This window comes from Streptomyces fodineus (assembly GCF_001735805.1).
Lineage (GTDB): Bacteria > Actinomycetota > Actinomycetes > Streptomycetales > Streptomycetaceae > Streptomyces > Streptomyces fodineus.
On record NZ_CP017248.1, the window covers coordinates 9,170,972 to 9,194,727 of the forward strand.

Genomic DNA, 23,756 nt, shown 5'->3' on the forward strand with positions numbered 1-23,756 from the left:
CGGACGGGTACGGGCCGGACCGGAGGGACGGAAGCGGCATGGACCAGCGGACGGTGAGCGCGGCGGGCCGCCGAACCGGGACCGCCCGGCCAGGCCCCGGCCGCGCGGAGCGGCAGGACGGCACGACGTGCGATGGCACAGCCCGCGACGGCACGGCTCGCGACGGCATGGTCCGAGACGGCACGACCGGCGAGGGCTGGGACCGAGACGGTACGACCGCCCGGCCGGACTCCGGCCGAGCGGAACGGCAGTACGGGACCTCCTGCGACGGCACGACCGGCGATGGCACGACGCGCGACGCCATGGCTCACGACGGCGAGACCGGCGACGGCTTGGTCCGAGACGGTACGACCGCCCGGCCACACTCCGGCGGCGCAGAACCGCACGACGGCACGTCCCTCGATGGCCCGACCTTCGATGACGCGACCGGCGACGGCCCGACCCGCGACGGTACGACCGGCGACGGCCCGACCCGCGACGGTACGACCGGCGACGGCCCGACCCGCGACGGTACGACCGGCGACGATACGACCGGCGACGGTACGACCCCCGACGGTACGACCCGAGCCGCCACGGCCGTACATCCCCCGGACGCCGTCGACGCGCGTCGACGTATCCCGCGCACCGACCGCCTGCTGCGCGACCCCCGGCTGTCCGTGGCGGTGGAGCGGCTCGGCGTCGATGTGGTGAAGGGTGCTGTGCGGGAGGCGCAGCGGCGGGCCCGCGAGGGGCGCATCCCGCCCGAGGATGTGCCGGAGACGGCCCTCGCCCTCCTGCCCGGTACCGCGTGCGGCCTGCGGCCGGTGATCAACGCCACCGGTGTGCTGCTGCACACCAACCTGGGCCGGGCCACGCTGTCGGCCGCCGCCCGGCAGGCCGTGCAGGAGGCCGCCGGGCCCACGGACGTCGAACTGGACCTGGCCACCGGCGTACGCGCTCGCCGTGGCCGCTCCGCCCTCGCCGCCCTGCGCGGGCGCGTGCCGTCCGCCGGGGCCGCGCATGTCGTCAACAACGGCGCCGCCGCGCTCGTGCTCGCCGCCACCGCTCTCGCGGCCGGCAGGGAAGTCGTCGTCAGCCGGGGCGAGATGGTGGAGATCGGCGACGGTTTCCGGCTGCCCGACCTGCTCGTGTCGACCGGTGCCCGGCTCCGCGAGGTCGGTACGACCAACCGCACGAGCGCCGCCGACTACGCCGCCGTGATCGGCCCCGACACCGGGTTCGTGCTGAAGGTGCATCCGTCCAACTTCCGTATCACCGGCTTCACCCGGTCCGCCCAGACCGCCGAACTCACCGGTCTCGGCGTGCCGGTCGTCGTCGACATCGGCTCCGGACTGCTCGCCCCGCATCCGGCCCTGCCCGACGAACCCGACGCCGAGACCCAGCTCCGTGCCGGTGCCTCGCTGGTCACCGCGAGCGGCGACAAACTGCTGGGCGGCCCCCAGTGCGGACTGCTGCTCGGCGACCCGGACCTGGTCACGGCCCTCGCCCGGCACCCGCTGGCCCGCGCCCTGCGCGTCGACAAGCTGACCCTGGCCGCACTGAAGGCCACCCTCACCGGCCCGCCCACCCCGACCGCCCGCGCTCTCACCGCCGACCCCGCCCGCCTGCGCACCCGCGCGGACCGGCTCGCCCATGGCCTCGCCGCCGATGGCATCGACGTACGGGCCGTCGCGTCCGCCGCCACCGTCGGCGGCGGGGGCGCCCCCGGAGTCACCCTGCCCAGCGCGGCCCTCTCCCTGCCCGAGCCGTACGCCGCCGCGCTGCGCACCGGCTCCGTGCCCGTCGTCGGACGGCTGGAGTCGGGCCGCTGCCTGCTGGACCTGCGCGCGGTACCGGAGCAGGACGACGAGCGGCTGGCCCAGGCCGTGCGGTCGGTCCGGCCGGGCGGGGAAGGGCGGGCGTGATGCGGGTTCTCGCCACCGCCGGCCATGTCGACCACGGCAAGTCCGCGCTGGTCCGGGCCCTCACCGGCATGGAACCCGACCGTTACGCGGAGGAGCGCCGCCGGGGGCTCACCCTCGACCTGGGGTTCGTGTGGACGCGGCTCGGTCCGGACGAGGACCACCTCGCCTTCGTCGACGTGCCCGGGCACGAACGCTTCGTGCCGACCATGCTGGCCGGAGTCGGGCCGGTGCCGGCCGTGCTGTTCGTGGTCGCCGCCGACCAGGGCTGGCAACCCCAGTCGCAGGAGCACCTGGCCGTCCTCGACGCCCTCGGCGTCCGGCACGCCGTCCTCGCGGTGACCCGCAGCGACCTCGCCGACCCCGAACCCGCACGCGCCGACGCCGTCGAGCGACTGGCCCGGACCTCCCTCGGCAAGGTGCCCGCGGTCGCCGTGAGCGCGGTCACCGGTGCGGGACTCGACGAGCTGCGCGATGAACTGGCCGGACTGGTCCGTGAGTTGGCCGATCCCGACCCCGGCGCCGATGTACGGCTGTGGCTCGACCGGGCCTTCACCGTGCGCGGGCACGGCACCGTGGTGACCGGCACCCTCGGCGCGGGCACCCTGCGGGTCGGCGACCGGCTGGCGTCCGGGGACGGCCCGGGCGTGTTCCGGGTGCGCGGGCTGCAGACGCTGCACGAGGAGCGGACGGCCGTCAGCGGGGTGGCCCGTGTGGCGGTCAACGTGCACGGGCCGGGCGACGACGCGCTGCGCCGGGGCCAGGTGCTGCTCACCCCGGACCGCTGGCTCCGCACCGAGGTGCTCGACGTCCGGGTCACCGGCGAGCCGGCCGCTGATCTGCCCCGCTCGGTCACCCTGCACATCGGCACCGCCGCCGTACCCGTCACCGTCCGCCCGCTCGGCGAGGACACCGCCCGGCTCACCCTCGCCCGGGGCCTGCCCCTGCGGGTCGGCGACCGCGCGGTGCTGCGCGAACCCGGCGGCAGCCGCATGCCCTGCGGGGTTACCGTCCTCGACGTACGACCGCCCCGGCTGACCCGGCGCGGCGCCGGCCGGGCCCGTGCCGCCGAGCTCGCCGCCCTGACCGGCCGCCCCGACGGCGCCGCCGAACTGCGCCGCCGCAGACTGATCCGACGCGCCGACCTGCTGGCGATGGGCGTCCCGGCCCCTGTCGAACCCGTCGCGGGGGACTGGCTGGCGGACGACACATACTGGGACGCCCTGAAGGGCCGGCTGGTCGGCGAGGTCGTACGGTACGCAAAGGAACACCCGCTGGAGCCGGGCCTGCCCGCCGAGGCGGCCCGACGGCTGCTCGGTCTGCCCGACCGGTCCCTCGTCGACGCCCTGACCGAAGCCACGCCTCAACTCCGGTGCCACCAGGGCAGGTTGTACTCCGCGGACAGTCTCCGTCCCGCGCTGCCCCCGCCGGTCCGCGCCGCCTTGGACGCCGTACGCCAGGACCTCGCCCGTACGCCCTTTCGTGCGCCCGAGGCCGGTCGGCTCGCCGAACTGGGCCTGGAACGCCGGGCGTTGGCCGCCTGCGTCACGGCCGGGGCGCTGCTGCGGATCGCCGACGGGATCGTGCTGCTGCCCGGCGCCGACACCCAGGCCGCCGCCGTACTGCGCACCCTGCCCCAGCCGTTCACGCTCAGCGAGGCCCGGCGCGCACTGGACACCACCCGCCGGGTGGCCGTACCGCTGCTGGAGTTCCTGGACGCCCGCGGCCACACCGAGCGCGTCGACGACCAGCGCCGGCGCTGCCGTACGGGCGCGGAGGACGGAGGCGGACGGGAATCGAACCCGCCGGCCCGAGATCCTCGGGCCCCTCGGTTTTGAAGACCGGGAGGGCCACCAGGCACCCACACGCCTCCACCGCCCGTCAGGCTACTGCCCCAGGAGACCGCCGGTATGACATCGACATCCACACCGATCCGTGAGGCGCCCGTCCGGCTCACGCAGTACGCCCACGGCGGTGGCTGCGCCTGCAAGATCCCGCCCGGAGAGCTGGAAGAGGTGGTCGCCGGACTGACCGTGCCCCAGCTCGCCGGGGGCGACACACCGCTGCTCGTCGGGCTCGCCACCGGGGACGACGCCGCCGTGATCACGTACCGGGGAACCGCGGTCGTCAGTACCGCCGACTTCTTCACCCCGGTCGTCGACGACCCCTACGACTGGGGGCGCATCGCCGCGGCCAACGCCCTGTCCGACGTGTACGCGATGGGCGGCCGGCCGGTGCTCGCCGTGAACCTGCTGGCCTGGCCACGCGACCGGCTCCCCTTCGCCCTGGCCCGTGAGGTGCTGCGCGGCGGACTCGACGTCGCCACCCAGGCCGGCTGCCATGTCGGCGGCGGGCACAGCGTCGACGACCCGGAGCCGAAGTACGGCATGGCCGTCACCGGCCTCGCCGATCCCGCCCGGCTGCTGCGCAACGACGCCGGGCGGCCGGGGCTGCCGCTGTCGCTGACCAAGCCGCTCGGCGTGGGCGTGCTGAACAACCGGCACAAGGTCACCGGCGAACGGTTCGAGCAGGCCGTCGCCACGATGGCGGCCCTCAACCGGGACGCCTCGCAGGCCGCCCTCGCGGCCGGGATCACCTGCGCGACCGACATCACCGGGTTCGGATTCCTCGGCCATCTCCACAAGCTGGCACAGGCCTCCGGCGTGACCGCCGTGGTCGACACCGCCGCCGTACCGTACCTGGACGGCGCCCGGGAGGCCGTCCGGGACGGGTACGTCAGCGGTGGCACCCGGCGCAACCTCGAATGGGTCGCCCCGTACACCGACTTCGGGACCACCGACGCCGACACCCGGCTGCTGCTGGCCGACGCCCAGACCTCCGGCGGGCTGCTCGTCGCCGGCGAGGTGCCCGGAGCGCCGGTCGTGGGGGAACTGGTGGCGCGGGGACGTCACTCCCTGGTGCTCCGGTGACTCACGGCTCCGTTCCGGTGTGCTCGTCGATGCCCGCCCGGGCCCGGTAGGACCGCACCAGCTCCACGGCCGCAGGGCCCCGTGGCCGGCGGCCCGGGCGGATGTCCACGGCGAACGCCTTCGACTCCTGGATGTGGACGTTCGGGTCCAGGGACAGATGCAGCAGCTCGTTGGCCGCGTCCCCGGTGCTGTAGCCGTTGGGGCCCCAGTGGTACGGCAGTCCCACCTGGTGCAGCCGGCGCCCCTGCACCGTCAGCGGCGCCATCCGGTCCGTCACCAGCACCCGCGCCTCGATCACCGCGCGAGCGCTGACGATCGTCGCCCACCCGGTGTGGTCCAGGCCCCGCTCCGCCGCCAGCTCCGGGGAGACCTCGCAGAAGAACTCCGGCTGCAGTTCGGCCAGATACGGCAGCCAGCGGGACATGCCGCCCGCCGTGTGGTGCTCGGTGAGCCGGTAGGTGGTGGCCACGTACGGGAACACCTGGGAGCCGCGTTCGTCACCGCTCGGCTGGTAGCGGTTGTCGGGGACCGTGGGCATCAACTGCCGTACCGGGTTGCGCTGCTGGTCGTACAGCAGGTTCGGGAACGGCGAGTCCTGCGGCTCGTAGTGGGCCGGCAGCGGGCCGTCGGTGAGTCCGGACGGCACATACAGCCAGGCCTTGCCGTCGGCCTGCATGATGAACGGGTCGGTGCCGGACAGCGCTTGCGGACCGGTCGCGTCCGCGGGTGGCCGGTGATCGGGCGACTTGTCCTTCTTGAAGTCGGGCACGTCGTGCCCGGACCATTCGCCGTTCTCGCCCTTGTCCGGGTCCCACCACACCAGCGCCTTGCGCTCGCTCCAGGGCCTGCCCTGCGGGTCGGCGGAGGCGCGGTTGTACAGGATCCGGCGGTTGGCGGGCCAGGCCCACGCCCACTCGGCCGCCACCCAGTCCTGCTCCCGGCCGGGCCTGCGGCGGGCGGCCTGGTTGACCCCGTCGGCGTAGACACCGCAGTAGATCCAGCAGCCGCAGGTCGTCGAGCCGTCGGGTTTCAGCTGCTCGTACGAGGAGAGCGGGGTGCCCTCGGCGTCATAGCCGTTGATCTCGGCGAGCACGGCCTCCGCGTCCGGCTCGGCGAGCCGGCCCTTCGTCGGATAGCCCCAGGCCAGATCGAGCACCGGCCGGTCCATCTCGTCGGTGGACCCCGCGAGTTTCTCCCGGATGATCCGCCCCAGGTGGTAGGCGAACCACAGGTCGCTGCGCGAGGCGCCGGGCGGCTCGACCGCCTGGTGGTGCCACTGCAGCAGCCGCTGGGTGTTGGTGAAGGTGCCGTCCTTCTCGGTGTGCGCGGCGGCCGGCAGGAAGAACACCTCCGTGCGGATGTCCTCGGTGCGCAGTTCCCCGGTCTCGATCTCGGGGCCGTCCTGCCACCAGGTCGCCGACTCGATGAGCGAGAAGTCGCGGACGACCAGCCAGTCCAGGTTCGCCATGCCGAGCCGCATCAGCTTGGAGTTGGCGTTGCCCACCGCCGGGTTCTCGCCGAACAGGAAGTAGCCCTTGCAGGTGCCCTGCAGCTGGGTCATCGTCGTCTCGTACGTCGAGTGGGAGCCGGTCAGCCGGGGCAGGTAGTCGAAGCAGAAGTCGTTGGCGTCGGTCGCCGCGTCACCCCAGTACGCCTTGAGCAGGCTCACCAGGTACGAGCGCATGTTGCCCCAGTAGCCCTTGTGCGCCGCCTCGGCCTCCACGAAGGCGGCCAGGTCCTGGTTCTGGTGGGCGTGCGGCATCGGGATGTAGCCCGGCAGCAGGTTGAACAGGGTCGGGATGTCGGTGGACCCCTGGATGGAGGCGTGCCCGCGCAGGGCCAGGATGCCGCCGCCCGGCCGGCCGATGTTGCCGAGCAGGGTCTGCAGCACCGAGGCCGCGCGGATGTACTGCACGCCCACCGTGTGCTGCGTCCAGCCGACCGCGTACGCGAAGGCGGTGGTCCGCTCGCGCCCGGAGTTCTCCGTTACCAGCTCGCACACCTGGCGGAACAGGTCCTGCGGCACCCCGCAGATCTGCTCGACCAACTCCGGTGTGTAGCGGGCGTAGTGCCGCTTGAGCACCTGGAAGACACAGCGCGGATGGGTCAGGGTCTCGTCCCGCTCCGGCGTGCCCTCGCCGATCACCGCGCCGCCGGCCCCGTGCGCCTCACCGCGTGCCGCCTCGGTCACCGACCTGCCGCCGCCGGTGCGCTCCTCGTACTCCTGGTCGCGCTCCCCGGAGGCCGCCTGCATCTCCGTGCCCTCGTACTGCCAGCTGGCGTTGTCGTACGAGCGGCTGTCGGCGTCGAGCCCGGAGAAGACGCCCGCCAGGTCCTCGGTGTCGTGGAAGTCCTCCCGCAGGATCACCGGGGCGTTGCTGTACGCCACGACGTAGTCCCGGAAGTACTTCTCGTGCTCCAGGACGTAGTGGATGATCCCGCCGAGGAAGGCGATGTCGCTGCCCGCGCGCAGCGGCACGTGTACATCGGCCAGCGCGCTGGTGCGCGTGAAGCGCGGGTCGACGTGGATCACCTTCGCGCCCCGCGCCTTGGCCTCCATCACCCACTGGAACCCGACCGGATGGCACTCGGCCATGTTCGAGCCCTCGATGACGATGCAGTCCGCGTTCTGCAGGTCCTGCTGGAAGGTGGTCGCGCCGCCGCGTCCGAACGAGGTTCCCAGACCGGGAACGGTGGAGGAGTGTCAAACGCGCGCCTGGTTCTCGATCTGGATCGCTCCGAGCGCGGTGAACAACTTCTTGATCAGGTAGTTCTCTTCGTTGTCGAGCGTGGCCCCGCCGAGGCTCGCGATGCCGAGCGTGCGCCGGGTGCGGGTCTCGTCGACCTCCCACTGCCAGCCCGCCCGGCGCGCCTCGATCACCCGGTCGGCGATCATGTCCATCGCCGTGTCCAGGTCCAGGTGCTCCCACGCGGTGCCGTGCGGGCGCCGGTAGAGGACCTGGTGTTCGCGGGCGTCCCCCGTGGTCAGCTGGAGGCTCGCCGCGCCCTTGGGGCACAGCCGGCCGCGTGAGATGGGGGAGTCGGGGTCGCCCTCGATCTGGGTGACCTTCCCGTCCTGGACGTACACGTTCTGACCGCAGCCCACCGCGCAGTACGGGCAGACGGACTTCACCACCCGGTCGGCGCTGGCCACCCGTGGCTCCAGCCGCTCGCTGCGCCCGCTCTTCGCCGCGGCGCCCCGGCCCAGCGGATCGGTGCCCTTCAACTGGCGGTAGACAGGCCAGGAGCCGATCCAGGTGCGTACGCCCACAGCCACTCCTCCCGCTCGGTCCCTCGATTTTCCCGCACGCATGCCGCCACGGCATCTCACGCCGTGGTGAGCGGCGGGGTACCCCCGGGCGGGCCTGACCAAACGGCCACCGCCAGGTGTGAGGCCGCCCCGCCGGGAAACCCCCGCCGCATACACCCAGCCCCTGTCGTCAACTGCCCTGTGCCGCCAGCCGTTCCCGCTGGGGCAGGACCGTGTACTTGGGGTCCTCGGCCGAGGCCACCCCGGCGTGGAACACGCCGAAGCGCAGGGCCGCAGAGCCGGTGAGCAGCGCGGCACCGGCGGCCACGGCCAGGCGGCGCTCGCGCAGCCGCCCGGAGAGGAGGGCGAGGGCCGCTCCGCCCGTGGTGAGTGCTTCCGCGGCGCGCAGCAACAGGTGCGGCCCGCCCTGCTCGAACGGCTCGGCCGCCAGCCCCATGCGCCGCTTCATCAACCGGAACGCACCCAGTTCCAGGGCGGCTCCGAGGACGGCCATCCGGCGGGCGGGACCCACCTGGGCGGTCGGTGCCGCCGCCAGGGCCAGCCCGGAGGCCGCGGTGGCCGCCGAGCCGGCGAACACGAACGGCAGCTCCCGGTGGCCCTCGTGCCAGGAAGGCACCGCGGTGTCCGAGAGCAGCACCGCGGTGTACGTCGCCAGCGCCGGGCCCAGGACGGCGGAGGCCACCGTGGCGGCCGAACCCAGCAGCCGGTAGCGGCCCGCCACCTCGGTGGCCGCGGCCGTCAGCGTCAGCGGCGCGTACCCCGCGAGCAACCAGGAACCCACACTCATCGGTGAGGTGGGTTTGAAGACCCGGAGCATGTTGAGGAACCGGGCCGGGCGGCCCAGATCGTGCACCAGCGCGGCCAGCGAGAGGGAGATGGCCCCGGCCGCCCCGAGTTTCGCCGGCGCCGCGAGCCCCGGCCGCCCGGTGAGCTGTCCGCCGGCCGCCAGCAGCGAGGACGCCCCGGCCAAACCGCCGAGGTACAGGTACCCGGCGATGTCCAGGGGCTTCCAAGTCGGCTTGTTCAGCACGGGTTTGCCATAGTACGAGGAGAACGAGGCGTCCGGGACCATCGGCTGCTCGCCCCGCCCGCGCCGACGCCGGTGCCGGCCCCGTCGGTCCCCGCCGGTGCCCGCAGTCGCCTCCCGGCCGGGCCGTACGCCCTGGACGCCGTCCCGGGTGACGTCGGACTCGCTCATCGCGACCTCCTCGCGAAGCTGCCGAGGGCGAGCGCGGCCAGCGAGGCGGCGGCCAGCGCCGCGTGCCGCCACATGGCGGGCAGGTCCCGGGTGGTGACCACCGGGTCCGGGGGCAGGCCGTAGACCTCCGGCTCGTCCAGCAACAGGAAGAACGCCCCGTCGCCGCCGACCCCGTCGTCCGGGCTCTCGCCGTACAGCCGCGCGTCGGGTACGCCGGCCGCGTGCAGCTGCGCCACCCGGGCCCGCGCCCGCTCCCGCAGCTCCTCCAGCGGGCCGAACTGGATGGACTCCGTGGGGCAGGACTTGGCGCAGGCGGGCTCCATGCCGACGCCGAGCCGGTCGTAGCACAGCGTGCACTTCCACACCCGGCCGTCGTCCTCACGCTGGTCGATGACGCCGTACGGGCAGGCGGGCACGCAGTAGCCGCAGCCGTTGCAGACGTCCGCCTGGACGACGACCGTGCCGAACTCGGTGCGGAACAGCGCACCCGTCGGGCACACGTCCAGGCAGGCGGCGTGCGTGCAGTGCTTGCACACGTCGGAGGCCATCAGCCAGCGCAGTTCGGTGCGGCCGTCCGGGGAGACGGGGGAGATCTGCCCGGCGGGAGCGCCTTCCGGGGCCTGGCCGGGCGGGGGAGCGGTGGCACCCGGGCCGGGGGAGGAGGCGTCGGTGCCGAGTCGCGCGGCGGCGGCGAACACGTCGACGTCGTCGTGCGCGACCCCGGGTTCCTGGCCGCCAAACGGCTTGCGCTGCTCGATGAAGGCCACATGCCGCCAGCTGTCGGCTCCGAGGCCCTGCGTGTTGTCGTACGACATGCCGGTCAGGACGAGACCGTCCTCCGGGATGGCGTTCCACTCCTTGCACGCCACCTCGCACGCCTTGCAGCCGATGCACACCGAGGTGTCGGTGAAGAAGCCCATCCGTGGCGGGGCGTCCGGGTAGCCGGAGGCACCGGCCACGTCCGGCTCCGGGCCGTACCACAGGTGCGCGCGGACCTCGTCGCCTTGCCTCATCGCCGTACCTCCTGGCCCCCTCGGTGTCCCGGCTCACCCTCCAGCATCCGGTGCCGGCCGGCCGCCCGCAGGCCGAGGCAACCGTTCGGTGGCGTGGTCGGCCGGGAACGGCCCCGCGAACAGCGCCGTACGGACTTCACTCCCTCGCCCCGGCCCTGGCGCCGTTCCTGGCACCGCCCCCGCACCCGCCTCCTGTCCGTGCTGGAGCATTCACTCTCGGTGCTCCCTGTCGAGCCTGGCCCGGGTGCCCTGGCTCCACCCGTCCGAAACGGCTGCTCGCATTCCCGGACCGGTGCGGGGCCGGCGGCCGGCGTGCTGTGACCCGCCCAGGGGAAGGGCCGCTCACCCTTCCTCGGCCGTGAGCGGCACGGTGGCCGAGACCCGTTTGCCGTAGGGCAGCCAGGTCACCTCGAAGCCCCGGGAGAGCATCGCCACGAGATGCAGCCCGTGCCCGCCGACGCGGCGGGGATCGGGAGGGCGTCTGACCGGCGGGGCGGTGGAGGTGTCCGTCACCGTGATGCGCAGCGCGGCCGCGTCCGGCAGGAGTGTCAGGTGCAGGGCGCACGGGCCGGGGGCGTGCTTGGCCGCGTTGGTGAGGAGTTCGCTGACGACGAGCTGGGCATCCTGCACCGAGCGCCGTCCGGGCACGGGCCGTACCCCGGAGAGCAGGGCGGCGACGGCGTCCCTGGCGGCACCGATACCGGCCGCGCCGGTGCCCCAGGCGCGGCTGTAGCGCGGGGGCACGGGGTGTGCCTGCCTGGTCGCGTGCGTCCCGAGCGGGATGTTCATACGTCGTCGCCCTTTTCCTTCGGGTCGGTGTCCTTTCCTGTGCCGACGGGTTCGTCCCGTCCCCGCCCGGCTACCCGCTGGACCGGTGATCAGGGGCGCGGCCCCGCGGATTCCTCCGGTTGCGCAGGAATTCCTGGTCACAGGCGGCGCAGCGGGTGTGGCGCACAGGGGAAACGGGTCCGGGAAAGCGGCGTCCGCCGGACTTCCCGGACCCGTTCCGGATCCGAAGAGCTGCCTGAAGGGGCGTGGGTCAGTGCTTGAAGGTGTCCTTGGCCTTCTCCTTGGCCTGCCGCGCGTCACCGCGCGCGCCTTCCATACGGCCCTCGGCCTCCATGCGCTCATTGCCGACGGCGCGGCCCACGGCCTCCTTGGCCTTCCCCTTGGCCTGCTCCGCCTTGGCCTTTGCCTTCTGGTTGCGAGCCATCAGGTGTCACATCCCAACGTTTTCGAGGTTTCCTCTCCACTGCCGGTTTGCCGCTGGGCCGCTGTCCAAACAGGATATTGCGGGCAATTACCAGTCCAAGACGTCATTGCTTACGCGTGGTTGAACAGTCCAGACTGATAAACCTATGGTTAGTAACCATGGACACGGTTGCACTCGCCGCCGCGCTGCGGCTGGCCATGGGCCGGATCGTCCGCCGACTGCGCCAGGCACACGAGGTCGGGGACGTCACGCTGTCCGGGGTCTCGGTGCTCGCCCGGCTGGCCCGCACCGGCCCGGACTCACCCGGCTCGCTCGCCGAACTGGAACGGGTCAGGCCGCAGGCGATGGCCAGCACGCTCGCCGGGCTCGAACAACGCGGGCTGGTGAGCCGTACCGCCGACACGGCCGACGGCCGCCGGGCCATCGTCTCCCTCACCGACGAGGGGCGGACCATGCTGGAGCAGCGCCGCTCCGAGTCCGTGGCCCGTCTCGCCCACGCCCTGGACGAGTTCACCCCGCAGGAGCGGCAGGCCCTGACCGACGCACTGCCCCTGCTCGACCGGCTGGCGGAGCGGATATGACGGGCCGGGCACCCGCCGTGGGCCTGCGCGCCCGGCTGCTCGCGCGCTCCGCCCGGCTGCGGGACACACCCCCGGGCCCCGGCTACAAGTGGGTCGCCCTGTCCAACACCACGCTCGGCGTCCTGATCGCCACGATGGACGCCTCCATCGTGATCATCTCGCTGCCGGCGATCTTCCGCGGGATCGGCCTCGACCCGCTCGCCGCAGGCAACATCGGCTACCTACTGTGGATGATCCTCGGCTATCTGCTGGTCTCGGCCGTCCTGGTGGTCGTCCTCGGCCGGCTCGGCGACATGTTCGGCCGGGTCCGCATCTACAACCTGGGCTTCCTGGTCTTCGCGTGCGCCTCCGTCGCCCTGTCCCTCGACCCGTTCCGGGCGGGCGCGGGCGCGCTGTGGCTGATCCTGTGGCGCATCGTGCAGGCCTTCGGCGGCTCCATGCTCACCGCCAACTCGGCCGCGATCCTCACCGACGCCTTCCCGGCCCGGCAGCGCGGCATGGCCCTCGGCATCAACCAGATCACCGCGCTCGCCGGGCAGTTCCTCGGCCTGCTCGCCGGCGGTCTGCTGGCCGCGGTCGACTGGCGGGCGGTGTTCTGGGTGAGCGTCCCGGTCAGCGTCACCGGCACCGTCTGGTCGTATCTGAGCCTGCGCGAGACCGCGGCCGGCGGACGCGGCCGTATCGACTGGCTCGGCAACCTCACCTTCGCCTCCGGCGCCGGCATCCTGCTCGCGGGCATCACCTACGGCATCCAGCCCTACGGCGGCCACGCCACCGGCTGGACCAGCCCCTGGGTGCTCACGGGCCTGATCGGCGGCGTGTTCCTGCTGCTGGTCTTCGCCTGCGTCGAGACCCGCGTCCCCGAGCCCATGTTCCGGCTGTCGCTGTTCAAGGTGCGCGCCTTCGCCGCCGGCAACCTGGCCGCCCTGCTGACCGCGATCGCCCGCGGCGGACTGCAGTTCATGCTGATCATCTGGCTGCAGGGCATCTGGCTGCCGCTGCACGGCTACGACTTCGAGGACACCCCGCTGTGGGCCGGCATCTTCATGCTGCCGCTCACCCTGGGCTTCCTCGTCGCGGGCCCGGTCTCCGGCTACCTCTCCGACCGGTTCGGCGCCCGCCTCTTCTCCACCATGGGGCTGGTCGTCGTCGCCGGGTCCTTCCTCGGCCTGCTCGCCGTGCCCGTGAACTTCGACTACGGCGTCTTCGCCGCGCTGCTGCTGCTCAACGGCCTCGGCCAGGGCATGTTCTCCGCACCCAACACCTCGTCGATCATGGGCAGCGTGCCCGCCCACTACCGGGGCGTGGCCTCCGGGATGCGCTCCACCTTCCAGAACTCGGGCACGGCGCTGTCCATCGGCGTGTTCTTCTCGCTGATGGTCTCCGGCCTCGCGAGCTCCCTGCCGAAGACGCTCGGCAGCGGTCTCCAGGCGCACGGCGTGCCCGCCGGGACCGCGCACCAGGTGGCCTCGCTGCCGCCGGTGAGCACCCTGTTCGCCACGTTCCTGGGTAACAACCCGATCGGCCATCTGCTCGGCGACGGCGGCACCCTGGACCACCTGGCGGCCGCCCAGCGCGCCACCCTGACCGGTCACACCTTCTTCCCCGAGCTGGTCTCCGGGCCCTTCCACCACGGACTGACCATCGTCTTCGGCGTGGCCGCCGGCATGGCCCTGTTCTCCGCGCTCGCCTCCGCCCTGCGCGGCGCCCACGAGCGTGCCGATGACGACACCCGGGAGGCGGGATCGGACCACACGGCGAAGAACGGGCCCGCGCGCACCTCGTCCCGGCGGGCGTAGGCGGATCGTGCCGAAGCTCCCCCAGCACTGGTCCGAACCGGGGGAGCTTCGGACCGACGACCGAGGGTCGCTCGGTCTCTTCCAGTGTGCGCCGGGGGCAGAGGTGTGGACCGCCGTGACACGCGGTCCGGCCGGGAAGAGGCCGCCTCGACGTGCCGGATGGGCTGCTTGCCATTCCGTTACATCAGGGAACAAGGTGGGAAAGTAACGGTCAGGAAACGGCCGGGCTCTGCGAGCTGATCGAGGTGCGCGGTGAGGCGGTGTCCGGAGTCCGTGGGTGATGCCCCGTGACGGGAGAAACCACGGTCACCGTGCAGCCGGTGACCGAGCAGGCAGTGGTGCTGCGACTGTCGGGGACTCTCGACGCCCGCGGCGCCGGTGTGCTCGGACGTGAGCTGGACCTGCGGCTGAGGCGGGCCGACGAGCGGGGACTGCGCTTCGTCCTGGACCTGTCCGGTGTGCATCACGTGAGCAGCACCGCGGTGCGCACCCTCGATGCCCACACCCGGTACCGCGCCGCCGGTCCCGTCCTGGTCACCGGAGCCGGACCGCAGGTCCGCCGGATGCTCGAGACGACATCCCTGCCGGGCATCCGCCTGTACGCGACCCTGGAGGGCGCTCTCGCCACCGTGGGCGGTGGGCACGCGACGCAGGCCGCGCAGGCCGGGCCGTACCCGTCCGAGGAAGCCCCCGGCGAGGTCTTCGGCCTGCGGGCCAAGGCCCGTACGAGCGGGATCATCGGCATCGCCCAGGGCATTCTGATCGCCCGTTACTGCCTGCCCGGCCCGGCCGACGCCTTCGCCCTGCTGCGCACCGCCTCCCAGCACCACAACGTGCCGCTGCGGGTGGTGGCCTCGGCGGTGGTGACCGCGCCGCCGCCCCTGACGGCCGAGCAGTGGTTCCCCGGACGCCGGCGCATCCCGCCGCCCGCGCTCGGGCTGCCGCAGGCCGACCGGGTGGACCCCCGGGACCGCCGGCAGGTGCTGAGGGCGGCCCTGTACATGGCGGTGACCCTGGCGGACGCCGACGCGGCCGAGATCCACCTGACCGACAAGGTGCAGGAAGAGGCGCTCGTGCTCGAGGCCCATCACGGACTGGACGCCGCCTACCGCGACTGCCTCGCGCTGGTGGCCGGACCGCCCGCGGTGTGTGCCCGGGCGCAGGCCGAGGGCCGGCCGGTGACCGTGCCGGACGTGGCCGCCGATCCGGAGCTGGCCGGTCATCCCGTGGGCCGGGCGGCCCTCGCGGTGGGCAGCCGCGCGCTGCACAGCGTGCCGATGACGACGGATGCCGGCGTCTGCAACGGAGCGATCACGCTGCACCGCGTGGACCCGGGCGCATGGCTGGGCGCCGGCCAGGAGGCGGACCTGGGCGGCCTGGCCCATGACCTGGGCGCGTGGGATTCCTGGTACCGGCGCACCGTGGTGCAGGACGCGCTGGAGTACCTGCACGCCGAGGCCACCGCGGGCGGCTGAGCCGCCGGTGCCGGGCGATCAGCACGCGCGCCGCCGTCGTACGCAGTGCCGTACGGCGAAGGCGGCGATCAGTACGGCTACGGCCACGAGGACGTAGATCTGGTAGCGCGAGACCTCGTCGTAGACGGTCGTGATGTGGCTGCCCACCTCGTACGCCAGGGTCGTCCACAGGCCGACCCACAGGGCGGCGCCGAGCGCGTTGAAGGCGAGGAAGCGGCGCCAGGGCATGCCCGTGGTGCCGGCGATGATGCCGTTGGCCTGGCGCAGGCCCTCGATGAACCGGGCCACGGTGACGATCTTGCCGCCGTGCCGGCCGAAGAACTCCTCGGCGGCCTCGAACCGCTCGGGCGTCAGGAAGACGTACCGCCCCCACCGGTGCACGAAGGCCCGCCCGCCGACCCGGCCGATCAGATAGCCGATGTTGTCGCCGAGCACGGCCGCGGCGAACGCGACGACCGCCACGGCGACGACGTTCAGCCGCCCCGCCCCCGCGTACACCCCCGCGGCCAGCAGGATCGTCTCGCCCGGCGCGGGCACCCCGAAGTCCTCCACCAGCACCACTGCCCCCACGGCCCAGTAGCCGTAGTGGCCGAGCAGCGGCGCCAGATGCGCCAGTGGACCCGGGAGCGGAGGGGCGGCCATGCCTCCACGGTACGTCGCCGTGATCAGCGGGCCCGGAGCGTGTGGCGCACTGCCGCCCGGCGGGCCGGGGAGGGTGACCTACAGGTCGTAGTGGGCGGTGCCTCCGTCGTCGCCAGGGGTGTCCTGGCAGGTGTGGCACAGCTCGTGGTCCCCGTCACGGGTGACGACGGTTCCCCATCCGAGACACTGCTCGCAGTCGCGCGCCAGGCTCAGGTCGGGCTGGGGAGGCAGGACATGGGTTCGGTCGGCTCCGTACGTCATACGGGAGCGGCTCCTTGAATTCGCGGGGGTGGTGCGAGGACAGGGATGACAACGCTGTCCGAACTGCTTCCATTATGTCCTACTTTTTCCCTATGTCTGTGACGTGGGTCACATGTGCGGGTTCAACCGAGATTGCCCAGCCGGGCCTCGCGCCACAGGTCCACGCCGCCGTCGGTCGCGTACGTGTCGATCTCGGCCAGCTCCTCCGCCGTGAAGTCGAGGTTCTCCAGCGCGGCGACGTTCTGCTCCAGCTGCTCGGTGCGGGAGGCGCCGATGACGAGCGACGTCACCCGCTCGTCGCGCAGCGCCCAGGCCAGCGCCAGCTGCGCCGGCGTCTGACCGCGCCGAGCCGCGATCTCCTTCAGGGCGCGCAGCCGCCGCAGCATGTCGTCCGTCAGCCAGGAGGCGTCGAACGAGGTGCCGCGCGCCGCGCGCGAGTCCTGCGGCACTCCGTCGAGGTAACGGCCCGTCAGCAGGCCCTGGGCCAGCGCCGTGAAGCCGATGACACCGAAACCCTCCTCCTCGGCCGCGTCCAGCAGACCGTCGGTCTCGATCCAGCGGTTGAGCATGCTGTACGACGGCTGGTGGATCAGCAGCGGCGTGCCCAGATCCCGCAGGATCGCCGCCGCCTGCCGGGTGCGCTCGGCGTCGTAGGAGGAGATGCCGACGTACAGCGCCTTGCCCTGGCGTACGGCGGTGTCGAGCGCCCCCATCGTCTCCTCCAGCGGCGTGGTCGCGTCCAGCCGGTGGGAGTAGAAGATGTCCACGTAGTCCACGCCCATCCGGCGCAACGACTGGTCCAGCGAGGCCAGTACGTACTTCCGGGAGCCGCCGCCCTGTCCGTAGGGGCCGGGCCACATGTCCCAGCCGGCCTTGGTGGAGATCACCAGCTCGTCCCGGTAGGGCGCGAGGTCCCGCTTCAGCAGCCGGCCGAAGTTCAGCTCCGCGGCGCCGTACGGCGGGCCGTAGTTGTTCGCCAGGTCGTGGTGCGTGATGCCGAGGTCGAAGGCGCGCAGGGCGATTTCGCGCTGGGTCTCGAAAGGGCGGTCGTCGCCGAAGTTGTGCCAGTAGCCCAGGGACAGGACGGGCAGGTCCAGCCCCGAGCGGCCGGTGCGCCGGTAGCGCATGGTGCCGTCGTAGCGTGCGGGGTCCGCGACGTGGGTCATCGGGTCTTTCTCCGGGTGGTGCCGTAGGGGTCGCCCCTCCGGGTGCGGAGCGGCTCGTCCACCCTGCGCCCGCCCGCCGCACAAGTCCAACCGCCGTCCCGGATGGGACTGAGCGGTTCCGTTTCTGAATCGGCCTGGTGGGCAGGCGGTGACCGGTACGGCGCGGGAAGGAGACGTCCGTGGGCGGAGCGAGGTCGGACGGAGACCGGCGGGACCGGAACCGGCCGCGGGCGCCGCAGGCCGTGGCGCGGCTGCCCCGCCAGGTCCGCGAGGAGCTGACCGACCGGCTCCGCCAGACCCGGCGGGCCTTCGGCGAGAGCGACGTCCAGGTCGTCGAGCCCCCGCTGCTCCGGCGCGCCGTGGGCGCCTCCGCGCTCGGCAACTGCATGGAGTGGTTCGACTTCGGCGTCTACAGCTATCTCGCCGCCACCATCGGCAAGGTGTTCTTCCCGGGCGCCTCCCCGGCCGCCCAGGTCATCTCCTCCTTCGCGACGTTCGCCGCGGCCTTCGTGGTCAGGCCGCTCGGCGGGCTGGTCTTCGGGCCGCTCGGCGACCGGATCGGCCGGCAGAAGGTGCTGGCCACCACCATGATCATGATGGCGGTCGGCACCTTCGCCATCGGTGTCATCCCCGGTTACGGCACGATCGGCATCGCCGCGCCCGTGCTGCTCCTGCTGGCCCGTATGGTCCAGGGCTTCTCCACCGGCGGGGAGTACGGCGGCGCCACCACCTTCGTCGCCGAGTACTCGCCGGACCGCAGGCGCGGATTCCTCTCCAGCTGGCTCGACTTCGGCACCTTCGTCGGATACGCCCTCGGTTCGGCCCTGGTCACCGTGCTCAATCTCGCCCTGACGGACCAGCAGATGCTGTCCTGGGGCTGGCGCGTCCCGTTCCTCGTCGCCGGACCCCTCGGTGTGATCGGCCTCTACATGCGGCTGAAGCTGGAGGAATCCCCGGCCTTCCAGCAGCAACTGGACGAACACGAGAAGGCCCTGGTGCAGGAATCGGCGCGCAGCGAGTTCCAGGACATCGTCCGCAGCCACTGGCCGGAGCTGCTGGTCTGCATGGGCCTGGTGCTGCTGTACAACGTCACCAACTACATGGTCACCGGCTATCTGCCGACGTATCAGACCGAGACCCTGAAGCGCTCCAGCGGCTCCGGGGACCTCCTGGTGCTCATCGGCATGCTGTGGATCGTCGTACTGATCACCTTCCTCGGCCGGCTCAGCGACCGCGTCGGCCGGCGGCCCGTCTACGGCGTCGCCGCCGCCGCGATGATCGTGCTGGCCGTGCCCGCCTTTGTGCTGATCAAGGCGCACGGCACCTGGCCGCCGATCCTCGGTGTGCTGCTGCTGGCCACCCTGCTGGCCTGTTTCGCCGCGCCGAGCGCGGCCACGCTGCCCGCCCTGTTCCCGACCGCCGTCCGCTACGCGGCGATGGGCATCGGCTTCAACTTCGCCGTGGCCGCCTTCGGCGGCACCACGCCGCTGGTCACCGCCGCGCTGGTCACCGCCACCGGCGACGACCTGATGCCCGCGTACTACCTGATGCTGGCGGGCGCCATCGGCCTGCTGACCGTCAGGTTCCTGCCCGAGAGCGCCCAGGTGCCGCTCAAGGGCTCGCGGCCGATGGTCGGTTCGCACCAGGAGCGGCGTGAACTGATCACCGTCTCCGAGGAGCTGTACGCGTTCACGCGCGAGCGGGAGCGCCGGCAGCTGCGGTCGCACCCCGGCTGAGCCGGCCGGGGGCGGGCACCGCGGGGGAGTAGTCGTTCGATCCTACGAACTTCGAGCGTGCCGGGTTACCGGTCTGCCGTGCATTTGATAGGAAACTTTCCTACCAGTATGGCGCATGCCCAACTCGCCACCCCCCACCTCGATTTGGAGTCCCCGTGGTGCACGCAGACCGCGACACAGCAGCCCCCGCCACCGTCTCCCGCCGGACCCTCGTCGCCGTGCTCGGCGCCGTCGCCGCCTCCGGCGCGCTGCTCGGAACCCAGCGCGCCCTCGCGGCACCCGCGGCCGCGACGGGCCTCGACGACCCGGCGAAGAAGGAGATCGCCATGGAACTGGTGTCGAGCGCGGAGAACTCCTCGCTCGACTGGAAGGCCCAGTACAAGTACATAGAGGACATCGGCGACGGACGCGGCTACACCGCCGGCATCATCGGCTTCTGTTCCGGCACCGGCGACATGCTCGACCTCGTCCAGCTCTACGCCGACCGCAAACCCGGCAACGTCCTCGCCAAGTACCTGCCCGCGCTGCGCAAGGTCAACGGCTCCGACTCGCACGCCGGCCTCGACCCGAACTACCCCAAGGACTGGCGCAAGGCCGCCCAGGACACCGCGTTCCAGCAGTGCCAGAACGACGAGCGCGACCGCGTCTACTTCAACCCCGCAGTCGCCCAGGGCAAGACCGACGGCCTGCGCGCCCTCGGCCAGTTCTGCTACTACGACGCCCTCGTCATGCACGGCGACGGCGACGACCCGACCAGCTTCCGCAACATCCGCAAGCGGGCCCTGCGCAGCGCCAAGCCCCCGGCGCAGGGCGGCGACGAGACGACGTACCTCAACGCCTTCCTCGACGCCCGGGTGTGGGCCATGAAGCAGGAGGAGGCACACAGCGACACCAGCCGGGTCGACACCGAGCAGCGGGTCTTCCTGCGCAAGGGCAACCTCGACCTGAACACCCCCCTCGACTGGAAGGTGTACGGGGACAGCTACCACATCGGGTGACGCGCCCGTCCTACGAGGCGTGCGGCAGGCCGGCGGGCGCGGGCACCGGAGTCACGGACCGCAGCGCGGCGGCCTGGCGCGACGTGATGCGCTGGATCACGGCGATCGCCAGAACGGCGGCCAGGAGGTCGAGGCCTTCCGACGCCACCAGCAGCGGCAGCGAGGTGCCGCCGCCCAGGTTCATGGCGGCCAGGGACAGCGCCGCGTGCCCGGCCCAGGCCGCCCACCACACGTTCACCAGGGCGTTCCCGTGCCCCTCAGCCCCACCGCCGGGGTCGCTCGCGCGCTGTACGTCCAGCACGAGCCCGCGTGGAGCCCAGAGATTCATCACCGGTATCAGCCAGGCGACAACGGCCCACGCGACAGAGCCGCGCACCGCGCCGGGCGAGAGCAGTCCGGCGTTGCGCCAGCAGCGGGCGAACCAGAGGAGGAACAGCACGACCGCCGCCGTCATCGCGTTCACGAAGATCATCGACGCCTGCCCGAAATCGGAGGCCGTGGTCGTCGCCGGATGCAGCAGATGAGCATGGGCCTTCAGCGCCCGGACCAGTTCGCCGCCGGCCGCCGCTGCCACGGCGAACTGCGTGCAACGCGCGAGGAACCAAGGAGCCTGGGCGGCGGATGCGGTCACGGTTGAAGACCTGTCTGTGGAAGGCGTCCTGCCCGGGCGGCAGCACGGCACGAAGATCGGAGCACTGGATCATAGGGCGGTGCCCACTCGCATGTCAGGGCCCTGACGAGGAAAGATGGGCGGTGAGCGATCGATCCGACGACTCGGAGGAACGGACTCATGCCGCACGAGCGAGCCGGCCGGCCGGCCGGTCCCGAGGACCTTGTCGACGTGGCCCGGCTGGTCACGGCGTACTACGCACTGCACCCGGACCCGGCCGACCCGGCACAGCGGGTCGCGTTCGGCACCTCCGGGCACCGGGGCTCGTCCCTGGCGACCGCCTTCAACCAGGACCACATCGCCGCCACCAGCCAGGCCATCTGCGAGTACCGCGCGGCCCAGGGAACCGACGGCCCCCTCTTCCTCGGCGCCGACACCCACGCCCTGTCCGAGCCCGCGAAGGTCACCGCGCTGGAGGTGTTCGCCGCCAACGGAGTCACCGTGCTCATCGACAGCGCCGACGGCTACACGCCCACCCCCGCCGTCTCGCACGCGATCCTCACCCACAACCGCGACCGCACCACCGCACTCGCCGACGGCGTGGTCGTCACCCCCTCCCACAACCCGCCCGCCGACGGCGGCTTCAAGTACAACCCGCCGAGCGGCGGCCCGGCGGCCTCCGACGCCACCTCCTGGATCCAGGACCGGGCCAACGAGATCGTCACCGGCGGCCTGAAGGACGTACGCCGGGTGCCGTACGCGCGGGCGCTCGCCGCGCAGACCACACAGAGGTACGACTTCCTCGGCGCCTACGTCGGCGACCTGCCGGGCGTGCTGGACCTGGACGCGATCCGCGCGGCCGGCGTACGCATCGGCGCCGACCCGCTCGGCGGCGCCTCCGTCGCCTACTGGGGACGCATCGCCGAACAGCACGGCATCGACCTCACCGTGGTCAACCCGCACACCGACCCCACCTGGCGCTTCATGACGCTGGACTGGGACGGCCAGATCCGCATGGACTGCTCCTCGCCGTACGCGATGGCCTCCCTCATCGAACAGCGCGACCGGTTCCGCATCGCCACCGGCAACGACGCCGACGCCGACCGGCACGGCATCGTCACCCCCGACGCGGGCCTGATGAACCCCAACCACTACCTCGCGGTCGCCATCTCCTACCTGTACCGGCACCGCGACCAGTGGCCCGCCGGCGCGGGAATCGGCAAGACGCTGGTCTCCTCCACGATGATCGACCGGGTCGCGGCCGACCTCGGCCGTCGACTGGTCGAGGTCCCGGTCGGGTTCAAGTGGTTCGTGGACGGACTGGCGGGCGGCACCCTCGGGTTCGGCGGCGAGGAGTCCGCCGGCGCCTCCTTCCTGCGCCGCGACGGCTCGGTGTGGACCACCGACAAGGACGGCATCCTCCTGGCCCTCCTCGCCTCCGAGATCACCGCTGTCACGGACCGGACCCCGTCGGAGCACTACGCCGACCTGACCGCCCGCTTCGGTGAACCCGCCTACGCCCGTATTGACGCGCCCGCGACCCGCGAACAGAAGGCGTTGCTCGGCAAGTTGTCACCGGCCCAGGTCACCGCCGACACGCTCGCCGGAGAGGCCGTCACGGCCGTCCTCACCGAGGCACCGGGCAACGGCGCCGCGATCGGCGGCATCAAGGTCACCACGGAAAGCGCCTGGTTCGCGGCCCGCCCTTCGGGCACCGAGGACGTGTACAAGGTCTACGCCGAGTCCTTCCTCGGCGCCGACCACCTCGCCCGGGTGCAGGAGGAGGCCCAGGCCGTGGTGCTGGGCGCGCTCGACGGCTGACGGACCGGGGCGGCCCGGGGCGGCCCCCTTCACCCATGGAGGCCGCCGAACCGGCTCAGCTCCGTCCGCGCCCTCGCTCCAGCCTCTCCAGCACCGCCTGCGCCATGGCTTCCTCGCCCTTGGCGTTGGGGTGTGCGGGCGCGGCGGGCGCGGCCGGCTGAAGCGGTTCGATCCAGCGGTCCGCGGGCGCCTTGCACATGTCGTGGCCGACCGTGGGGCCGTAGGTGTCGACGTACTCGGCCCGGTTCACCCCGGCGACCAGGCGCAGCATCAGGTTCAGCCGCTTCTCGGTGTCCCGGAGGTAGGGGAAGTCCTGCTGGGCGAACGGCACTTGGGGAAAGCAGCCGCTGCCGTCATCGGGCAGCAGGTCCGGGTAGCCGACGACGACCACGCGTGCGTGCGGCGCCCGGGCGTGCACCGCCCGCAGCACCCGGTCGACCTTCGGCGCGGCCTTGACGATCGCGAGGACCAGCTGGTCGTATCCGGTCGCCTGGTAGGAGCGCTCGCAGGGGTTGCCCGTCGGGTCCTGAGCGGCCAGGCGGGCGCACGTGCCGATGATCGCGCCGAAACCGACGTCGTTGCCGCCGATCTGCACCGTCACCAGGTCGGTGTCCCGGTCCAGCGCGTCGAGTTGAGGCTTGTTGGTGCCCTGCGCCTGCCACATCTCGGCGGTCGTCGCCCCCGCACAGCTGACGTCCGTGAAGGTGGAAACCTCTCTCCCGGCCGCCACCAGCGAGGGGTAATTGCGGTCGGAGCGGGCGCAGCCCGCGTCCACCTGCCGCGGGATGCCGGGGCCCGAGGTGTAGGAGTCGCCGAGGGCGACGTAGTCGATGCCGCGGCCGTGTCCGGCGGGATGCGCGGAAGCCGGTGCCGTGGCGGCGGCGACGAGAACGCAACCGCCCAGCGCCGCCCCCAGCGCACCTGCCCGCCGCCGGCCTCTCGCCCCGCCCGCCGCACGTGTGCCGTTCACCATGGATCCTCCCCCTGAGGCCGGTTCATCGCACGGTTCCGGCACCGGAGTGCGGCCCTCGTGCGTTCGACTGGGTCTGTATACCGTCCGGTAGGTCGCGCGGGCCAGAAGCGGGCGGCAACGAGTTCGGGGGACGGGCCGGCTCGAGAGGCCTTGGCCCGGACTGTGGCG

The 23,756-nt window shown here is 72.6% G+C and carries 19 protein-coding genes, 1 tRNA gene and 1 pseudogene; 9 read left to right on the forward strand and 12 right to left on the reverse strand.

The features are described 5' to 3' along the window. Window positions 1-614: 614 nt before the first annotated feature. Window positions 615-1,904: an L-seryl-tRNA(Sec) selenium transferase gene (gene selA / locus BFF78_RS39820; protein ID WP_069784106.1), complete on the forward strand. Its 1,290-nt coding sequence runs from the start codon at window positions 615-617 to the stop codon at window positions 1,902-1,904. After that, window positions 1,904-2,377, forward strand: a pseudogene (locus BFF78_RS48770) (GTP-binding protein); the annotation flags it as partial. The gene selA and the pseudogene BFF78_RS48770, both read left to right, overlap by 1 nt. A gap of 887 nt (window positions 2,378-3,264) precedes the next feature. On the opposite strand, the gene BFF78_RS48775 reads toward BFF78_RS48770, so the two are convergent. Both BFF78_RS48775 and BFF78_RS39830 read right to left on the reverse strand, forming a co-directional pair. Further along, window positions 3,265-3,579, reverse strand: coding sequence for a hypothetical protein (locus BFF78_RS48775; protein WP_227026052.1), 315 nt, complete (start codon window positions 3,577-3,579; stop codon window positions 3,265-3,267). A 102-nt stretch (window positions 3,580-3,681) separates the two neighbouring features. After that, a tRNA-Sec gene (locus BFF78_RS39830) sits at window positions 3,682-3,774 on the reverse strand. A 37-nt stretch (window positions 3,775-3,811) separates the two neighbouring features. Here BFF78_RS39830 and selD point away from each other — a divergent pair. Further along, window positions 3,812-4,831 carry a selenide, water dikinase SelD gene (gene selD, locus BFF78_RS39835; RefSeq protein ID WP_069782906.1) on the forward strand — a complete coding sequence of 340 codons (1,020 nt, stop codon included), beginning with the start codon at window positions 3,812-3,814 and terminating at the stop codon, window positions 4,829-4,831. Between the two features lies 1 nt (window position 4,832). On the opposite strand, the gene fdh is transcribed toward selD, so the two are convergent. The 5 genes from fdh to BFF78_RS39865 form a co-directional block, all read right to left on the reverse strand. Continuing rightward, window positions 4,833-8,102, reverse strand: a complete 3,270-nt coding sequence (fdh, locus tag BFF78_RS39840; RefSeq protein ID WP_193433620.1) for a formate dehydrogenase — start codon at window positions 8,100-8,102, stop codon at window positions 4,833-4,835. A 169-nt stretch (window positions 8,103-8,271) separates the two neighbouring features. Then, window positions 8,272-9,300: an NrfD/PsrC family molybdoenzyme membrane anchor subunit gene (gene nrfD, locus BFF78_RS39850; protein WP_193433621.1), complete on the reverse strand. Its 1,029-nt coding sequence runs from the start codon at window positions 9,298-9,300 to the stop codon at window positions 8,272-8,274. Beyond that, a complete protein-coding gene (locus BFF78_RS39855; RefSeq protein WP_069782909.1) occupies window positions 9,297-10,313 on the reverse strand; it encodes a 4Fe-4S dicluster domain-containing protein in 1,017 nt (338 codons plus the stop codon). The genes nrfD and BFF78_RS39855 overlap by 4 nt, the downstream gene beginning before the upstream one ends. Window positions 10,314-10,655: 342 nt before the next feature. Next, window positions 10,656-11,102 carry an ATP-binding protein gene (locus tag BFF78_RS39860; protein ID WP_069782910.1) on the reverse strand — a complete coding sequence of 149 codons (447 nt, stop codon included), beginning with the start codon at window positions 11,100-11,102 and terminating at the stop codon, window positions 10,656-10,658. Window positions 11,103-11,352: 250 nt separating this feature from the next. After that, window positions 11,353-11,526 (reverse strand): CsbD family protein, encoded by a 174-nt coding sequence (locus BFF78_RS39865; protein WP_069782911.1) that lies wholly within the window; start codon window positions 11,524-11,526, stop codon window positions 11,353-11,355. A 158-nt stretch (window positions 11,527-11,684) separates the two neighbouring features. Here BFF78_RS39865 and BFF78_RS39870 point away from each other — a divergent pair, with 158 nt between their 5' ends. The 3 genes from BFF78_RS39870 (at window position 11,685) to BFF78_RS39880 (ending at window position 15,381) form a co-directional block, all read left to right on the forward strand. Beyond that, window positions 11,685-12,107 carry a MarR family winged helix-turn-helix transcriptional regulator gene (locus tag BFF78_RS39870; protein WP_069782912.1) on the forward strand — a complete coding sequence of 141 codons (423 nt, stop codon included), beginning with the start codon at window positions 11,685-11,687 and terminating at the stop codon, window positions 12,105-12,107. Next, window positions 12,104-13,906 (forward strand): MFS transporter, encoded by a 1,803-nt coding sequence (locus tag BFF78_RS39875; RefSeq protein ID WP_069782913.1) that lies wholly within the window; start codon window positions 12,104-12,106, stop codon window positions 13,904-13,906. The genes BFF78_RS39870 and BFF78_RS39875 overlap by 4 nt, the downstream gene beginning before the upstream one ends. A 287-nt stretch (window positions 13,907-14,193) precedes the next feature. Beyond that, window positions 14,194-15,381, forward strand: coding sequence for an ANTAR domain-containing protein (locus BFF78_RS39880; protein WP_069782914.1), 1,188 nt, complete (start codon window positions 14,194-14,196; stop codon window positions 15,379-15,381). 18 nt (window positions 15,382-15,399) lie between these two features. Here BFF78_RS39880 and BFF78_RS39885 read toward each other — a convergent pair whose 3' ends face one another. The 3 genes from BFF78_RS39885 to mgrA all read right to left on the reverse strand — a co-directional run bounded on the left by BFF78_RS39885 (window position 15,400) and on the right by mgrA (window position 17,450). Beyond that, window positions 15,400-16,023: a DedA family protein gene (locus BFF78_RS39885; RefSeq protein WP_069782915.1), complete on the reverse strand. Its 624-nt coding sequence runs from the start codon at window positions 16,021-16,023 to the stop codon at window positions 15,400-15,402. Window positions 16,024-16,101: 78 nt separating this feature from the next. Next, on the reverse strand, window positions 16,102-16,284 hold the full coding sequence (locus BFF78_RS39890) for a hypothetical protein (protein WP_069782916.1): 183 nt from the start codon (window positions 16,282-16,284) through the stop codon (window positions 16,102-16,104). 122 nt (window positions 16,285-16,406) lie between these two features. Further along, window positions 16,407-17,450, reverse strand: coding sequence for an L-glyceraldehyde 3-phosphate reductase (gene mgrA / locus BFF78_RS39895; protein ID WP_069782917.1), 1,044 nt, complete (start codon window positions 17,448-17,450; stop codon window positions 16,407-16,409). 242 nt (window positions 17,451-17,692) lie between these two features. Here mgrA and BFF78_RS39900 point away from each other — a divergent pair, with 242 nt between their 5' ends. Together BFF78_RS39900 and BFF78_RS39905 are read left to right on the forward strand one after the other, a co-directional pair. Continuing rightward, window positions 17,693-19,186: an MFS transporter gene (locus tag BFF78_RS39900; RefSeq protein ID WP_418346776.1), complete on the forward strand. Its 1,494-nt coding sequence runs from the start codon at window positions 17,693-17,695 to the stop codon at window positions 19,184-19,186. A 155-nt stretch (window positions 19,187-19,341) separates the two neighbouring features. Then, window positions 19,342-20,184, forward strand: coding sequence for a chitosanase (locus tag BFF78_RS39905; RefSeq protein ID WP_069782919.1), 843 nt, complete (start codon window positions 19,342-19,344; stop codon window positions 20,182-20,184). Between the two features lie 10 nt (window positions 20,185-20,194). On the opposite strand, the gene BFF78_RS39910 is transcribed toward BFF78_RS39905, so the two are convergent. Further along, a complete protein-coding gene (locus BFF78_RS39910) occupies window positions 20,195-20,815 on the reverse strand; it encodes a DUF4328 domain-containing protein (RefSeq protein WP_069782920.1) in 621 nt (206 codons plus the stop codon). Between the two features lie 159 nt (window positions 20,816-20,974). On the opposite strand from BFF78_RS39910, the gene pgm reads away from it, so the two are divergent. After that, the gene (gene pgm / locus BFF78_RS39915; protein ID WP_069782921.1) at window positions 20,975-22,615 is read left to right on the forward strand and encodes a phosphoglucomutase (alpha-D-glucose-1,6-bisphosphate-dependent); all 1,641 of its coding nucleotides are present in this window, start codon (window positions 20,975-20,977) and stop codon (window positions 22,613-22,615) included. 55 nt (window positions 22,616-22,670) lie between these two features. On the opposite strand, the gene BFF78_RS39920 is transcribed toward pgm, so the two are convergent. Further along, window positions 22,671-23,588, reverse strand: a complete 918-nt coding sequence (locus BFF78_RS39920) for an SGNH/GDSL hydrolase family protein (protein WP_069782922.1) — start codon at window positions 23,586-23,588, stop codon at window positions 22,671-22,673. Window positions 23,589-23,756: the final 168 nt, after the last annotated feature.

What these genes read in the sequence shown, in the direction of transcription:
- selD (WP_069782906.1), top strand. Translation starts at nt 3,812, where the DNA reads ATGACATCGACATCCACACCGATCCGTGAGGCGCCCGTCCGGCTCACG.
- nrfD (WP_193433621.1), bottom strand. Translation starts at nt 9,300, where the DNA reads ATGAGCGAGTCCGACGTCACCCGGGACGGCGTCCAGGGCGTACGGCCC.
- BFF78_RS39855 (WP_069782909.1), bottom strand. Translation starts at nt 10,313, where the DNA reads ATGAGGCAAGGCGACGAGGTCCGCGCGCACCTGTGGTACGGCCCGGAG.
- BFF78_RS39860 (WP_069782910.1), bottom strand. Translation starts at nt 11,102, where the DNA reads ATGAACATCCCGCTCGGGACGCACGCGACCAGGCAGGCACACCCCGTG.
- BFF78_RS39865 (WP_069782911.1), bottom strand. Translation starts at nt 11,526, where the DNA reads ATGGCTCGCAACCAGAAGGCAAAGGCCAAGGCGGAGCAGGCCAAGGGG.
- BFF78_RS39870 (WP_069782912.1), top strand. Translation starts at nt 11,685, where the DNA reads ATGGACACGGTTGCACTCGCCGCCGCGCTGCGGCTGGCCATGGGCCGG.
- BFF78_RS39875 (WP_069782913.1), top strand. Translation starts at nt 12,104, where the DNA reads ATGACGGGCCGGGCACCCGCCGTGGGCCTGCGCGCCCGGCTGCTCGCG.
- BFF78_RS39885 (WP_069782915.1), bottom strand. Translation starts at nt 16,023, where the DNA reads ATGGCCGCCCCTCCGCTCCCGGGTCCACTGGCGCATCTGGCGCCGCTG.
- BFF78_RS39890 (WP_069782916.1), bottom strand. Translation starts at nt 16,284, where the DNA reads ATGACGTACGGAGCCGACCGAACCCATGTCCTGCCTCCCCAGCCCGAC.
- mgrA (WP_069782917.1), bottom strand. Translation starts at nt 17,450, where the DNA reads ATGACCCACGTCGCGGACCCCGCACGCTACGACGGCACCATGCGCTAC.
- pgm (WP_069782921.1), top strand. Translation starts at nt 20,975, where the DNA reads ATGCCGCACGAGCGAGCCGGCCGGCCGGCCGGTCCCGAGGACCTTGTC.
- BFF78_RS39920 (WP_069782922.1), bottom strand. Translation starts at nt 23,588, where the DNA reads ATGGTGAACGGCACACGTGCGGCGGGCGGGGCGAGAGGCCGGCGGCGG.